Origin of the sequence: Streptomyces sp. NPDC058195, from assembly GCF_042883525.1 — a bacterium.
GTDB lineage: Bacteria > Actinomycetota > Actinomycetes > Streptomycetales > Streptomycetaceae > Streptomyces.
In genome coordinates this window covers 64,336-77,668 of the sequence record NZ_JBHVVM010000002.1, presented here as the reverse complement: position 1 = coordinate 77,668, position 13,333 = coordinate 64,336, and the positions used below count along the sequence as shown (strand labels likewise).

Sequence of the window (13,333 nt, the reverse complement as noted above, 5' to 3'; positions counted from 1 at the left end):
CATCGCCCCGCGGCCCGGCCTCCGCCCGCAGCGGCCCGACGGCGGCCCCGCGGCGCGGCCACCACGCGAAGAGGCGCCCCCACCGCACACGGGGGCGCCTCTTCGCGTGGTGGCCCAGAGCTCCCGGACCGGGCCGGCCGACCCCGGACCGGCCCGGGAGCTCCAGGGGCGGGCCTACTGCGCGCGGTCGAAACCGACGGCGCTGTAGGCACGCAGCTTCGAGAGCCGGTGCGTGGAGGCGATCGTCCGGATCGTGCCGGACTTGGAGCGCATCACGATGGACTCGGTGGTGGCCGTCTCCGCGCGGTAGCGCACCCCGCGCATCAGCTCGCCGTCCGTGATGCCGGTCGCGGCGAAGAACACGTTGTCACCGCTGACCAGGTCGTTGGTGGACAGCACCCGGTCCAGGTCGTGACCGGCGTCCAGGGCGCGCTGGCGCTCGGCCGCGTCCTTCGGCCAGAGCTTCCCCTGGATGACGCCGCCGAGGCACTTTATGGCGCAGGCGGAGATGATGCCCTCGGGCGTGCCGCCGATGCCCATCAGCAGGTCGATGCCGGTGCCCTCGCGGGCCGCCATGATCGAGCCCGCGACGTCGCCGTCGGAGATGAACTTGATCCGGGCGCCGGTCTCGCGGATCTCCTTGACGATGCCCTCGTGGCGCGGGCGGTCGAGCACGACGACCGTGACGTCCTCGGGGGCGGAGTTCTTCGCCCGTGCGACCCGGCGGATGTTCACCGAGACGGGGGCGTTGATGTCGACGAACTCGGCGGCCTCGGGGCCGGTGACGAGCTTGTCCATGTAGAAGACGGCCGAAGGGTCGAACATGGCGCCGCGGTCGGCGGCGGCCAGCACGGCGATCGCGTTCGGCATGCCCTTGGCGTTCAGGGTGGTGCCGTCGATCGGGTCCACGGCGATGTCGACCTCGGGGCCGGTGCCGTCCCCGACTCGCTCGCCGTTGAACAGCATGGGGGCTTCGTCCTTCTCCCCCTCGCCGATGACGACGACGCCGTTCATCGAGACGGTGGAGACGAGGGTTCGCATGGCCTTCACGGCGGCGCCGTCCGCGCCGATCTTGTCGCCGCGGCCCACCCAGCGTCCGGCCGCCATGGCCGCGGCCTCGGTGACCCGGACCAGCTCAAGGGCAAGGTTGCGGTCGGGGGCCTCGGGGGAGACCTCCAGCTGGGACGGCAGATGATGCTCGGACATCGGAGCGCACCTTTCTGTACGGCGACGACCGGAAGAGGGTGCTGTGACTCTATCGTCAGGTCGACAAAATGAGCAGACCGGGTCACTTTTGAGCGGCTTGGGTCGATGGCCGCCCCCGGGCCGGGCCCGGGGGGCGCAATGCGACCATGGACCCGTGGCTAGCAAGCGAGGCAAGCAGACGGTGCGGGACATGTTCCTGTCGATGGCGGTCATCACCGCTGTCGCGGGGAGTGTTTACATCTTCATTCCGCAGGACAAGAACGCCAACCCGGTCCCGGCCGTCGACTACCGGGTCGAGCTCCTGACGGCCCGGCGCGCCGCGCCGTACCCGGTGGCCGCCCCGGACGGGCTGACCGGCGACTGGAAGGCCACCTCGGTCAGCTACGACCGCAAGGCGGGCAACAGCTGGCACCTGGGTTTCCTCGACCCGGACGGCAAGTACGTCGCGGTGGAGCAGTCCACCTCCCCGGCGAAGCAGTACGTCACCGAGGTCAGCCAGAAGGCCACGGACACCGGCCGTACGCGGCAGGTCGCGGGTGAGGCCTGGCGGCACTGGAAGGGCGACAAGTACGACGCCCTCGTGCGCTACGACAAGGGCTCGACCACGGTGGTCACGGGCTCGGCGTCGGCGGAGCGGCTGGCGGAGATGGCCGCCGCGCTCACGTCCTCGGCGCCCTCGCCCTCCTGACGTCCCGCCCGCCGCGGAGTGCGGGCCGTGGGCACACGTACGCGAGAGGCCCTGGAGCAGCGGATGCTCCAGGGCCTCTGATCGTGCGCGGTGCTGATCAGACGGTCGTGACGACCTCGTCGTAGGAGAGGCGCGGCAGGCGCGGGAACCAGGCGTCCTCGCCCGGCTTGCCGATGTTGACGACCATCAGCAGGCTGTGGTCGCCGTCCAGGAACTCCTTCTCGATGCCCGCGGCGTCGAGGCCGGTCATCGGGCCCGCGGCCAGACCGGCGGCGCGGACGCCGATGATGAAGTACGCGGCCTGCAGGGCGCCGTTCAGCGCGGCGGCCGACTCGCGGACCGGGCGCTCGGAGAAGAACGCGTCCTTGGCCTGCGGGAAGTGCGGCAGCAGCGCCGGGAGCTCCTCGTGGAACTCGTTGTCGGTGGCCAGGATCGCGACCAGCGGGGCGGTCGAGGTCTTGCTCTGGTTGCCCTCGGCCATGTGGTTCACCAGGCGGGCGCGGGCGTCCTCGGAGCGGACCAGGACGACGCGCAGCGGCGACTGGTTGAACGCGGTGGGCCCGAACTTGACCAGGTCGTAGATCGCCTGGACCTGCTCGTCCGTCACCGGCTCGTCGGAGAAGGTGTTGGCGGTGCGGGCCTCGCGGAAGAGGAGGTTCTGGGCGGTGGGGTCAAGAGCGAGGGACATCGTGCGTATTACCTTCCGGACGTACACGGGGATCGAGCGACGCGTCCGACTGTAACGAGAAGTAGGTTAACTTTCAACTAAAGTAGGAGCGGAGTGATCCGCTCCACAGGGGTGGCGCGGATTCAGCCGCCGTTGCCTTCCTCGTCCTCTTCGTCCCCCCGGCCTTCGGCCGCCGGACCCGCGAGGGCCGCGTCCAGCCGGGCGCGGGCGCCCTCCAGCCAGTGTCTGCACACCTGCGCCAGCTCCTCGCCGCGCTCCCAGAGCGCCAGCGACTCCTCCAGTGTCGTGCCGCCCGCCTCCAGGCGGCGCACCACCTCGATCAGCTCGTCACGGGCCTGCTCGTAGCCGAGCGTGCCCGTGGCACCGGCCGCCGTCGTCGTCGCGTCGTCCGTCATACGTTCCACCCTGTGTTTCGGCTGTTCTGGCTGTTTCGCAAGCTGCGCTTGCTTCGGCTGCTTCGGCCGGTTCGGCTGGTTCGGCTGTCCCGGTCAGCTCGGCTGTCCCGGTCCAGCGGGAACCGGTGACCCCCGTCCGTCGTCACTCGCGCCCCGCTACTCGCTCACCCGTACGGCGAACTCGCCGCCCGAGACCCGCGCCCGGAGCACCTCGCCGGGCGCCCCGGCCTCCCCGGGATCCCGCACCACATGGCCGTCGGCCCGCTGGAGCACCGCGTAACCGCGCTCCAGCGTCGCCGCAGGAGACAGCGCGACCACCCGCGCCCGGGTGTGGGCCAGCTCCGAATCCGCCCGGTCCAGCAGATGACCCAGCACCCGGCGGCCGCGCCCGGTCAGCGCGTCGATCTCCGCCGCGCGCTCGTCCACCATCCGCTGGGGGCGTTCCATCGACGGCCGGGCCAGGGCATGGGCCAGCCCCCGCTCCTCGCGATCCAGCAGCCCGCGCACCGAGCGCAGCGCCCGCTCACGCAGCTGCCGCACCCGGTCCAGCTCCTCGCCCACGTCCGGCACGATCTTCTTGGCCGCGTCCGTCGGGGTGGAGGCGCGCACGTCCGCGACCAGGTCGAGCAGCGGGGAGTCGGGCTCGTGGCCGATCGCCGACACCACCGGCGTACGGCACTCGGCCACCGCCCGGACCAGCTCCTCGTCCGAGAACGGCAGCAGATCCTCCACACTGCCGCCCCCGCGCGCCACCACGATCACATCGACCTCGGGCAGCCCGTCCAGCTCCCGCACCGCCCGGACCACCTGGTTCACCGCGTGAACCCCCTGCACCGCGGTGTTGCGGACCTCGAAACGGACCGCGGGCCAGCGCCGCCGGGCGTTCTCCAGCACGTCCCGCTCGGCCGCCGACGCCCGCCCGCAGACCAGGCCGATCAGCTGCGGCAGGAACGGCAGCGGCTTCTTCCGCCCGGCCGCGAAGAGACCCTCCGCGGCCAGTGACTTCCGCAGCCGCTCCAGGCGGACCAGCAGTTCACCGATGCCGACCGGCCGTATCTCCGTGGCCCGCAGGGAGAGCTGGCCGCGGGGCGCGTACCACTCCGGCTTGGCCAGGACGACGACCCGCGCCCCCTCCGACACCACGTCCGCGATCCGGTCGAAGACCTGGCGGAAGCACGTCACGCTCACCGAGATGTCCTGCGAGGGGTCGCGCAGCGTCAGGAAGACCACCCCGGCGCCCGGCCGCCGGGACAGCTGGGTGATCTGCCCCTCGACCCAGACCGCGCCGAGCCGGTCGATCCAGCCGCCGATGAGCCGCGACACATCACCTACGGGCAGCGGAGCTTCCGCCGACGTGTGGAGAGCCATGCGGGCGAGCGTATCCGCCCCCACCGACAACCGGCCGCCCCCACCACCGCCCGCCGTGCGCTTCTTCCCGCCCCACCCCCCTCAGAGCCCGTCCGCCGACCGCAGCCCCCCGCCCCCTCCAGCGGGGGTCCGTACGCGCGCCGCGGCCTTCGCCCCCTTCAGGGGTGCGTCCGCCGCAGTCCCCGCCCCCTCAGGGGTGCGTACGCCGCAGTCCCCGCTGTGCCGCCAGCACCACCAGCCCCACCGCCAACCAGCACGCCCCCACGACCTGGGCACTCCCGGTCGCCTCCACGATCACCGCGATCAGCACCCCCGCCCCCACCACCGGCACCAGCACATGCCGCCACCAGCTGGGCGGTCCCGCCATCCGGCGTACGGCGAACCAGCCGACCACCGACGCGTGCAGCAGCACGAACGCCGTCAGCGCACCGATGTCGACGACCGACACCAGATGGTCCAGCCCGTCGTCCCGCCGCGCCGCCCACACCGCGGCGGCCAGCGTCACCGTCGCCGCCAGCAGGATCGCCAGCCGCGGCACCCCGGACCCCGCGTCCACCTTCGCCAGCACCGCGGGCAGCCGCCGCTCCCTGGCCATCGCGAACAGCAGCCGCCCCGCCGCCGCCTGCCCGGCCAGCGCCGCGAACGCCGCCCCGACCGCCTTGCTCACCGCCACCAGATCGTGCAGCCAGCCGCCGACCGCCGCGTCCACCGTGTCGTAGAACGCCGAACCCTGCGCGGCCGGGTCGGCGGCCAGCTCCGCCGAGGTCATCGGTTCGAGCAGCGCCGCCAGATACGCCTGCGCCACGAAGAGCACACCCGCCAGCACCAGGCAGAACAGCAGGGCCCGCGCCACCTTCGCCGACCCCCCGGACACCTCCTCCGCGAACGACGCGATCGCGTCGAAACCCAGATACGACAGCACCGCCACCGACACCGCCCCCAGCACCGCCGACGCGGAGAACCCGGAGTCACCGGTGAACGGCGACAGCCAGCCCCGCTGCGCCCCGTCCTGCACGAGTGCCACCACCGCCGACACCAGGAACACCACCAGCACCACGATTTCCAGCGTGAGCACCGCGAAGCCGACCCGGGCGGCGGCCCGCACTCCCCACAGATTGAGCAGCGTGGTGACGATGACGGCCAGCGCCGTCCACACCCACCGCGACACCGACGGCACCAGCGCGTTCAGGGCGATCCCCGAGAAGAGGTACGCGACCGCCGGGATCAGCAGGTAGTCGAGCATCGCCATCCAGCCGGCGACGAAGCCCGGCCCCTCGCCGAGCCCCTTGCGCGCGTACGCGAAGACCGAGCCCGCCAGCGGGGCCACCCGCACCATCTGGGCGTAGCTGAACGCCGTGAACGCCATCACCACCGTCGCCGCGGCATAGACCAGCGCGACCGCGCCGTCGGACTTCGCGTCGAGCGTGCCGAACACGCCGACCGGCGCCATCGGCGCGATGAACAGCAGTCCGTAGACCACCAGGTCCCGGAATCCGAGAGTCCGCCGCAGCCGCCCGCTCTCCTGGTGCGCCCCCGGACCCCCGTCGTCGACCCCGGCGGCGTTGTCGGGCATGGGACCTCCTGGATCACATGAGGATCAGCGGGCAGACCGAGGACCAGTCTCGCCACCCGGCCGATCCTCCGCGCGTCCGGCGCGGCCTTACGATGGTCGGCATGACTGCTACGACACCTCGCCGCGTCCTGCTCGCCGCTCCCCGTGGCTACTGCGCGGGCGTGGACCGTGCCGTGATCGCCGTGGAGAAAGCCCTGGAGCAGTACGGCGCTCCGGTGTACGTACGCCACGAGATCGTCCACAACAAGTACGTCGTACAGACCCTGGAGAAGAAGGGCGCGATCTTCGTCGAGGACACGGCGGAGGTCCCCGAGGGCTCGATCGTGATGTTCTCCGCGCACGGCGTCGCGCCGACCGTGCACCAGGAGGCGGCCGAGCGGAAGCTCGCCACCATCGACGCCACCTGCCCGCTCGTCACCAAGGTCCACAAGGAAGCGGTCCGCTTCGCGCAGGAGGACTTCGACATCCTGCTGATCGGCCACGAGGGCCACGAGGAGGTCATCGGCACCTCCGGCGAGGCCCCCGACCACATCACGCTGGTCGACGGCCCCGAGGACGTCGCCGGCGTTGAGGTCCGCGACCCGTCCAGGGTCGTCTGGCTCTCCCAGACCACGCTCTCCGTCGACGAGACGATGGAGACGGTCGGCGCGCTCAAGGAGAAGTTCCCGCTCCTGGTCTCGCCGCCCAGCGACGACATCTGCTACGCCACGCAGAACCGCCAGATCGCGGTGAAGCAGATGGGTGAGGACGCCGATCTGGTGATCGTCGTCGGCTCCAAGAACTCCTCCAACTCCGTCCGCCTGGTCGAGGTCGCCCTCGGCGCCGGGGCGAACGACGCCCATCTGGTCGACTTCGCCGAGGAGATCGACGAAGCCTGGCTGGAGGGGGTCTCCACGGTCGGCGTCACCTCCGGAGCCTCCGTCCCCGAGGTGCTGGTCGACGGCGTTCTGGCCTGGCTGGCCGTGCGCGGTTTCGAGGACGTGGAGATCGTGAAGGCGGCTGAGGAGTCCATCACCTTCTCGCTTCCCAAGGAGCTCCGCCGCGACCTGCGTGCCGAGGCCGCGGCCCTCTCGGGGAAGTAGCCCGCGAACGGTCCGCCGGCAGGCGGTGTCCCGCGACTGTCCCGTTCCGGGAAGTGGGCGGGGCCGCCTGCCCGTACCGTGGACCGTATGCAGATCTTCGGCGTGGACATCGGCGGATCCGGGATCAAGGGCGCACCCGTGGACCTGGACCGCGGAGACCTGGCGCAGGAGCGCCACAAGGTACTGACACCGCAGCCGGCCACCCCCAAGGACGTGGTCGAGTGCGTGGCCGAGGTCGTCGGCCACTTCGACTGGTCGGGCCCGGTGGGCGTCACGTTCCCGGGCGTCGTCACCGGCGGCGTCACCCGTACCGCCGCCAACGTCGACAAGAGCTGGATCGACACGGACGCCCGTGGCCTGATCGGTGACCGGCTCGGCCTCCCGGTCACCGTGCTGAACGACGCCGACGCGGCCGGTGTCGCGGAGATGACCTTCGGCGCGGGCCGAGGACGCCAGGGCACCGTGATCATGCTGACGCTCGGCACGGGCATCGGCAGCGCCCTCTTCGTCGACGGCCGCCTCGTCCCCAACACCGAGCTCGGCCACCTGGAGCTGAACGGCCACGACGCGGAGACGCACGCCTCCACCAAGGCCAAGGAGGACGAGGACCTCAGCTGGCACCACTGGGCACACCGGCTGCAGAAGTACCTGGCCCATGTGGAGATGCTGTTCTCGCCCGAGCTCTTCATCATCGGCGGCGGGGTCAGCCGCAAGGCCGCCAAGTTCCTGCCCCTGATCGAGCACGTACGGGCCGAGATGGTGCCCGCGGAGCTCCAGAACAACGCCGGAATCGTGGGCGCGGCGATGGCCGCCGCCGACCGCTAGCGGGACGGCCGCCGCCCGGCCGCTGCCGTCCTCTAGGGAGTGTCCTGCCGCCGCCGGGGCCCGCGTGCCCCCTGCGGGGCGCGCGGGGACTGCGCGGCCACCGGCGTCCGGCGCTGCCGCTGACGCATCTGCCGGACCTTCCGTACGGTCGTGATCACACCGGCGATGAGCGTGCCGCCGTACAGCCACCCGGCGTGCACGGCGAGCGCCGTGACCACCGCCATGATCCGGCCGCCGAAACCGCCCGTGCCCCCGGCGATCGGTACCACCCCGACAGCGAACGCGATCGGCACGATGATCGGCGCCGTCACCAGGTCCGCGGGCCGCACCCACAGCGCGGTCAGCGCGCAGACCGGCAGGAACAGCACCCCGAACACCACCGGTGAACCGTCCAGGACCAGCAGATCCAGACAGGCCAGTACGAACATGGCGGCCGCGGCGAACAGCCCGGCCCCGATCGCGGTCAGCCGGGGATTGGGCAGCCTGCGCAGCGCCAGCACCACGGGCGGGACCGGCCGCGACCGCCCCTCCGGCGGGCGCACCGCCCGGTAGACGGTCGCGGTCTCCTCAAGGGTGCCCTGCGGGGACAGCGGGGCCGGAGGGGCTTGCCTGCGCTGCGGGGGACGTGTCCTGTGCTGCTCCACCGGGACAACGTAGGGCGCCGGGCCGGGCGAAGCGGGTGCGGGACACGCGGTTTGGGCGAGCTAGGGGATGAGTTCGATGCCACACGGCCGAACGGGAACCGGACCGGCGTCCGCACCCGCGCCCGGACGGACCCGTGGGTACCCGCTTGCCCCCGCCCGTAAACTGGAGAATCGGCCCACCCGGGGCCCCGCGTACCGCCCACCGCCTCACCCCTCAGGAAGTCGCCACCGTGTCGCTCACGATCGGAATCGTCGGTCTGCCGAATGTCGGCAAGTCGACCCTGTTCAACGCCCTGACCAAGAACGACGTGCTGGCGGCCAACTACCCGTTCGCCACCATCGAGCCGAACGTCGGTGTCGTCGGCGTCCCCGACCCGCGCCTGAACACGCTCGCCGAGATCTTCGGCTCCCAGCGGCTGCTCCCCGCCACGGTCGACTTCGTCGACATCGCGGGCATCGTCCGCGGCGCCTCCGAGGGCGAGGGCCTGGGCAACAAGTTCCTCGCGAACATCCGCGAGTCCGACGCGATCTGCCAGGTCATCCGCGCCTTCAAGGACGAGAACGTCGTCCACGTCGACGGCAAGGTCTCGCCCAAGGACGACATCGAGACGATCAACACCGAGCTGATCCTCGCCGACCTCCAGTCCGTGGAGAAGGCCGTCCCGCGCCTCACCAAGGAGTCCCGCCTCCAGAAGGAGAAGGTCGCGGTCCTCGCCGCGGTCGAGGAGGCCCAGAAGATCCTGGAGTCCGGCCAGACCCTCTTCGCCGCGGGCATCAGCGCGGGCACCGAGAAGGGCAAGCTCCTCCACGAGCTGCACCTCCTGACCACCAAGCCGTTCCTCTACGTCTTCAACGTCGACGAGGACGAGCTGGTCGACGAGGACTTCAAGAACGAGCAGCGCGCCCTGGTCGCCCCCGCCGAGGCGATCTTCCTCAACGCCAAGATCGAGTCCGAGCTGATCGAACTCGACGACGACGAGGCCCTCGAACTCCTCCAGTCCATGGGCCAGGAAGAGCCCGGCCTCGCCACCCTCGGCCGCGTCGGCTTCGACACCCTGGGCCTCCAGACCTACCTCACGGCAGGCCCGAAGGAAGCCCGCGCCTGGACGATCAAGAAGGGCGCCACCGCCCCCGAGGCCGCCGGTGTGATCCACACCGACTTCCAGAAGGGCTTCATCAAGGCGGAGATCATCTCCTTCGAGGACCTGGTCGAAACCGGCTCCGTGGCCGAAGCCCGAGCCAAGGGCAAGGCCCGCATGGAGGGCAAGGACTACGTGATGCAGGACGGCGACGTGGTGGAGTTCCGCTTCAACGTGTGAGCGGATGAATAACACCACGTCGCTGACGTGGCGAACAAGCAGATCAGAAGGGGTCGGGCTCTTGAGAGCCCGACCCCTTCGTCCATACCGTGCTGGTTAGGGCCTGCCTCTGCTGAACCTGTGCTGGACGTTCAGACGCTGGATCAGTCGGGATCAGATGTCGTAGACGGTGGAGCGATGCCCGACGTGGACGACCCACACCACGAGCTCGCCCTTGTCGATCGTGTAGACGACCCGGTAATCGCCGACCCGCAGCCGACGGCGTTCTGGCTGTGACACGAGCGCGGTGGTGTGAGAGCCGAGGGGGTCGCTCTCCAGCTCGGTCAGTTTGGTCAGGATGCGTAGGGCCATGTCGCGAGGGATCTTCCGGAGCTCGGCCTGTGCCTCTGGCCGGAAGACGGTTCGGTATTCACTCACCGCGCGCCAGTGTCTCCCTCATGATGTCCTCGATCGGGATGCCGGGTGCCGGGTTGGCCATGCGTTCGTCGATGATCCGGTTGATCTCGCGCTCTTCCCATTCCTGGTACTTGCGCAGCACCTCGATGGAGACGACGGCGGCAACCTGTTTGCCCCGTCGGGTGATTACGGTGGGCATGTCATCTCGATCGGCGCGCTCCACGACCTCGGCCAGGTGCGCACGTACGTCGCGGATGGACTCTATGGGCAGTGGCTGCGTCATGCGCCCAAGCGTACCGAGTGTGCCATGTGTACACAATCTGCTCCGGGTGGAGCGGGTTGTGCTGTGCTGGGTGACTTGTCACCGTGCTGGATAGCCACTTCCAGCACTGCGTTTACGCAGGTGGGAGCCCTGTACCGCAGATTCCGCTTCAACGTGTGAGCGGATGAAATAACACCACGTCGCTGATGTGGCGAACATGCAGTGCAGAAGGGGTCTACTCCTCCGAGGTCGGCCCCTTCGTCCATTCCGTGCTGGATGGTCAAGCGCTGGATCAGTTGGGATCAGGTGGCGTACGCGGTGGAGCGATGCCCGACGTGGGCGAGCCGCACCACGAGCTCTCCGGTGCCGATCGTGCAGGCGGCCCGGTAGTCGCCGACTCGCAGGCGGCGGCGTTCTGGCTGTGACACGAGCGCGGCGGTGTGAGAGCCGAGGGGGGTGCTCTCCAGCGCGGTCAATTTGGCCGGGACGCGCAGGGTCGTGGCGCGAGGGATCTTCCGGAGTCGGGCCTGTGCCTCAGGGCGGAAGACGGTTCGGTACGCACTCACCGCGTGCCAGCGTCCTGCCGGCCGGGGCCCCTTCGCCGTGTCGTGCCGGATCAGGAGGTGGGGGCCGTGGCGGTGAGGGCGTGGCGGACGGTGTCGAGGGGGACGGGGCACTCGTAGTAGTCCTCGAAGTAGGACTGGAGGGCTTCGGGGGAACGGTCGGCCAGGAGGTGGAAGAGATAGCCGGAGCCGTCCGGGTCCTCTCTGTCCGGGGGGAAGGTGATGGCCGGGCCGGTGCGCCAGGAGGTGTCGGTGGTCTCCCGCCATATGCAGGCGGTGACGCGGGGGACGTCGATGCCCTCGTCGCGGAAGGCCGGTTCGTCCAGGAGCGGGCGCAGCGAGGCGGGTACGTCGTCGAGGACGCCCGGCCAGACCCGCTCGTCGTCCCTCGCGTACGGGCTCATCACCGATTCGTGGTCGAAGCCGCGTATCAGCACCCCGGCCGGGGTGAAGAGGACGGAGAAATCGTCCCCCGAGCCGTTCGCCATCAGGGCCGCCTCTTCGCCGGGGCCCCAGTCGGGGTCGAAGGTGTAGCAGCGGAATTGAGGATCGTCGCCGATCGTGGCGTCCAGGAGGGCCAGCGCGCGCAGGTGGGCGCGGAGCCCGGCGGGGTCGGGGAGGCGTGCGGCGATCTCGTGCGCGGTGCTCATGGGCTCATGGAAGCACCCGCTACTGACAGGGGGCGTTCCGCGGGTTGTCAGGGGCCGGGCATGACGCGGCTGAGGACCGGGCTCCGCGCTGCCAGGAGTCACGCGGAGGACGTGGCCGAGGTGCTCCATGGGGCCGGTGCGGGGCGGGCCCATGCGTACGCGCGGTGTTCCAGCGCGCGGATCTGGGGCGGGCCCGGGATTACCTGTTAGCGCCGGGCGCGGCGATCGCGGGCTTGAGGGCGCGGGGGGACGGGCGCGGAGGACGGGCGCGGAAGGCAAGCGCGGAGGGCGGGCGCGGGGCCGTGGCTGGAGAACGGGGCGGTGCCGTCGTCACGGCCCGTCGCGCCGACGGTTCCGCACGGACTCCCGGACCGTCTGCGGCGGGGCGTGGGCGACCCGCGGCCGAGCATGTCTACGGTATGGGAAATGCTCCATTTGCCCCGGAGGTCCCGTGCCCCGCACACAACGGAAGAAGTCCGCTCGACCGGTCGGGACGACCGAGCCACCGCCCACGGCCCACGTGGTGATCGCCGTGGCGGCCGTGACGGCTCTGGTGGGGGTCCTGGGATTCCTGTCCGAGTCCCCGGTGTGGCTGCTCGGCCTGCTCGTGTTCCTGCCGGGGGCTGCGTCGGCGCTGTGCACCGTGCGTCAGACGGGGCTCGTGTTCGCCTGGACCGTACTCGTCGTCATCGGCACCATGTTCCTCCGGCACGGCGACGGACGGCCGTGGCTCGACAGAATCCTCATGATGCTGCTCACCCTCGTCCTGGGCGCGGCCTCCGTCTACGCGTGCCACCGCCGGATCAGCCGCGAACGGGAGACACTGCGGCTGCGTTCCACGGCCGCCGCGATGCAGCGTCACATCCTGCGCCCGTTGCCCATGCTCACGGACGACATCCTGGTCGACGGCCTGTACGAGCCGGTGCAGGAGGACCGGCTCGTCGGCGGCGACATCTACGACGTCGTGGCCTCCCCCTGGGGGACGCGGGTGCTGATCGGTGATGTCCAGGGCAAGGGCCTGCCCGCGGTGGGCGCGGCCTTCGCCGTCATCGGCGCCTTCCGCGCGACCGCGCACCGGGAACCCACCCTGACCGCGCTCGTGGACGCCCTGGACGCCTCCGTCGTCCTGCACAACTCGTACGCGGCGCAGACCGGCGAGGACGAGCGGTTCGTCACGGCCCTGATCGTCAACGTCGACGCACACGAACAGGTGCAGGCCATCAACTGCGGACATGTGCTGCCGCACGTGCTGCACGATGCCACGGTCACCACGCCGGACCTCACCTCCGGTGTACCCCTCGGGCTTGCCGAGCTGTCCGCCGAGCCCGCGACCGTCGACTGGTTCGCCTTTCCGCCCGGCTCGACACTGCTGCTCACCACGGACGGACTCACCGAGACCCGTGCCGCCGACGGCGCGTTCTTCCCTGTCACCGAGAGTCTCGCCCGGCACGTATCGCTCCCCGCCACCGGTCTGCCGCGTGCGCTCCATGAGGACGCGCGCGCGTTCGCGGCGGAGGGGGACCAGCACGACGACGTGGCGATCCTGTCCGTGCGACGGTCCCCGTTCCGCTGAGTGGCCCCCAGCCGGGGAGCGGGCCCCGAGCCGCGCGACCGGCCGGCGCCGGCCAGTCGGGGTGCGATGCGGCCGGGAGCGGGCCCCGAGCCGCGCGACCG

The 13,333-nt window shown here is 70.9% G+C and carries 15 protein-coding genes; 5 read left to right on the top strand and 10 right to left on the bottom strand.

Annotated elements, in window-relative coordinates:
* Positions 1-174: 174 nt before the first annotated feature.
* On the bottom strand, positions 175-1,206 hold the full coding sequence (gene glpX, locus ACFVWY_RS02520) for a class II fructose-bisphosphatase (protein ID WP_389866502.1): 1,032 nt from the start codon (positions 1,204-1,206) through the stop codon (positions 175-177).
* A gap of 154 nt (positions 1,207-1,360) precedes the next feature.
* Here glpX and ACFVWY_RS02515 point away from each other — a divergent pair, with 154 nt between their 5' ends.
* The gene (locus ACFVWY_RS02515) at positions 1,361-1,894 is read left to right on the top strand and encodes a DUF4245 domain-containing protein (RefSeq protein WP_389866499.1); all 534 of its coding nucleotides are present in this window, start codon (positions 1,361-1,363) and stop codon (positions 1,892-1,894) included.
* A 97-nt stretch (positions 1,895-1,991) separates the two neighbouring features.
* On the opposite strand, the gene ACFVWY_RS02510 is transcribed toward ACFVWY_RS02515, so the two are convergent.
* From ACFVWY_RS02510 to ACFVWY_RS02495, 4 genes are all read right to left on the bottom strand, one after another.
* A complete protein-coding gene (locus tag ACFVWY_RS02510) occupies positions 1,992-2,582 on the bottom strand; it encodes a malonic semialdehyde reductase (protein WP_389866498.1) in 591 nt (196 codons plus the stop codon).
* A 122-nt stretch (positions 2,583-2,704) separates the two neighbouring features.
* Complete coding sequence (locus ACFVWY_RS02505; protein ID WP_389866496.1) at positions 2,705-2,977, bottom strand: exodeoxyribonuclease VII small subunit; 273 nt, start codon at positions 2,975-2,977, stop codon at positions 2,705-2,707.
* 156 nt (positions 2,978-3,133) lie between these two features.
* A complete protein-coding gene (xseA, locus tag ACFVWY_RS02500; RefSeq protein ID WP_389866493.1) occupies positions 3,134-4,345 on the bottom strand; it encodes an exodeoxyribonuclease VII large subunit in 1,212 nt (403 codons plus the stop codon).
* 190 nt (positions 4,346-4,535) lie between these two features.
* Positions 4,536-5,918, bottom strand: coding sequence for an APC family permease (locus ACFVWY_RS02495; RefSeq protein WP_389866490.1), 1,383 nt, complete (start codon positions 5,916-5,918; stop codon positions 4,536-4,538).
* A gap of 101 nt (positions 5,919-6,019) precedes the next feature.
* Here ACFVWY_RS02495 and ACFVWY_RS02490 point away from each other — a divergent pair, with 101 nt between their 5' ends.
* Both ACFVWY_RS02490 and ppgK read left to right on the top strand, forming a co-directional pair.
* The gene (locus tag ACFVWY_RS02490; protein ID WP_389866488.1) at positions 6,020-7,000 is read left to right on the top strand and encodes a 4-hydroxy-3-methylbut-2-enyl diphosphate reductase; all 981 of its coding nucleotides are present in this window, start codon (positions 6,020-6,022) and stop codon (positions 6,998-7,000) included.
* An 87-nt stretch (positions 7,001-7,087) separates the two neighbouring features.
* On the top strand, positions 7,088-7,825 hold the full coding sequence (gene ppgK, locus ACFVWY_RS02485; RefSeq protein ID WP_389866485.1) for a polyphosphate--glucose phosphotransferase: 738 nt from the start codon (positions 7,088-7,090) through the stop codon (positions 7,823-7,825).
* 32 nt (positions 7,826-7,857) lie between these two features.
* Here ppgK and ACFVWY_RS02480 read toward each other — a convergent pair whose 3' ends face one another.
* Positions 7,858-8,469, bottom strand: coding sequence for a DUF6542 domain-containing protein (locus ACFVWY_RS02480; protein ID WP_389866483.1), 612 nt, complete (start codon positions 8,467-8,469; stop codon positions 7,858-7,860).
* Positions 8,470-8,699: 230 nt separating this feature from the next.
* Here ACFVWY_RS02480 and ychF point away from each other — a divergent pair, with 230 nt between their 5' ends.
* Positions 8,700-9,788 (top strand): redox-regulated ATPase YchF, encoded by a 1,089-nt coding sequence (gene ychF / locus ACFVWY_RS02475; RefSeq protein WP_389866481.1) that lies wholly within the window; start codon positions 8,700-8,702, stop codon positions 9,786-9,788.
* 153 nt (positions 9,789-9,941) lie between these two features.
* Here ychF and ACFVWY_RS02470 read toward each other — a convergent pair whose 3' ends face one another.
* From ACFVWY_RS02470 to ACFVWY_RS02455, 4 genes are all read right to left on the bottom strand, one after another.
* Positions 9,942-10,205: a type II toxin-antitoxin system RelE/ParE family toxin gene (locus ACFVWY_RS02470; RefSeq protein ID WP_389866479.1), complete on the bottom strand. Its 264-nt coding sequence runs from the start codon at positions 10,203-10,205 to the stop codon at positions 9,942-9,944.
* A complete protein-coding gene (locus ACFVWY_RS02465) occupies positions 10,198-10,467 on the bottom strand; it encodes a type II toxin-antitoxin system Phd/YefM family antitoxin (RefSeq protein ID WP_318312476.1) in 270 nt (89 codons plus the stop codon). The genes ACFVWY_RS02470 and ACFVWY_RS02465 overlap by 8 nt, the downstream gene beginning before the upstream one ends.
* 281 nt (positions 10,468-10,748) lie before the next feature.
* On the bottom strand, positions 10,749-11,012 hold the full coding sequence (locus tag ACFVWY_RS02460) for a type II toxin-antitoxin system RelE/ParE family toxin (RefSeq protein ID WP_389866476.1): 264 nt from the start codon (positions 11,010-11,012) through the stop codon (positions 10,749-10,751).
* 50 nt (positions 11,013-11,062) lie between these two features.
* Entirely contained in the window at positions 11,063-11,659 is a 597-nt protein-coding gene (locus ACFVWY_RS02455; protein WP_389866473.1) for a hypothetical protein, read from the bottom strand.
* Between the two features lie 451 nt (positions 11,660-12,110).
* Here ACFVWY_RS02455 and ACFVWY_RS02450 point away from each other — a divergent pair, with 451 nt between their 5' ends.
* Complete coding sequence (locus ACFVWY_RS02450) at positions 12,111-13,232, top strand: PP2C family protein-serine/threonine phosphatase (protein ID WP_389866470.1); 1,122 nt, start codon at positions 12,111-12,113, stop codon at positions 13,230-13,232.
* The last annotated feature ends 101 nt before the right edge of the window (positions 13,233-13,333 follow it).

Coding starts and splice junctions, on each gene's coding strand:
- ACFVWY_RS02510 (WP_389866498.1), bottom strand. CDS start 2,582: ATGTCCCTCGCTCTTGACCCCACCGCCCAGAACCTCCTCTTCCGCGAG.
- glpX (WP_389866502.1), bottom strand. CDS start 1,206: ATGTCCGAGCATCATCTGCCGTCCCAGCTGGAGGTCTCCCCCGAGGCC.
- xseA (WP_389866493.1), bottom strand. CDS start 4,345: ATGGCTCTCCACACGTCGGCGGAAGCTCCGCTGCCCGTAGGTGATGTG.
- ACFVWY_RS02505 (WP_389866496.1), bottom strand. CDS start 2,977: ATGACGGACGACGCGACGACGACGGCGGCCGGTGCCACGGGCACGCTC.
- ACFVWY_RS02465 (WP_318312476.1), bottom strand. CDS start 10,467: ATGACGCAGCCACTGCCCATAGAGTCCATCCGCGACGTACGTGCGCAC.
- ACFVWY_RS02490 (WP_389866488.1), top strand. CDS start 6,020: ATGACTGCTACGACACCTCGCCGCGTCCTGCTCGCCGCTCCCCGTGGC.
- ppgK (WP_389866485.1), top strand. CDS start 7,088: ATGCAGATCTTCGGCGTGGACATCGGCGGATCCGGGATCAAGGGCGCA.
- ACFVWY_RS02455 (WP_389866473.1), bottom strand. CDS start 11,659: ATGAGCACCGCGCACGAGATCGCCGCACGCCTCCCCGACCCCGCCGGG.
- ACFVWY_RS02495 (WP_389866490.1), bottom strand. CDS start 5,918: ATGCCCGACAACGCCGCCGGGGTCGACGACGGGGGTCCGGGGGCGCAC.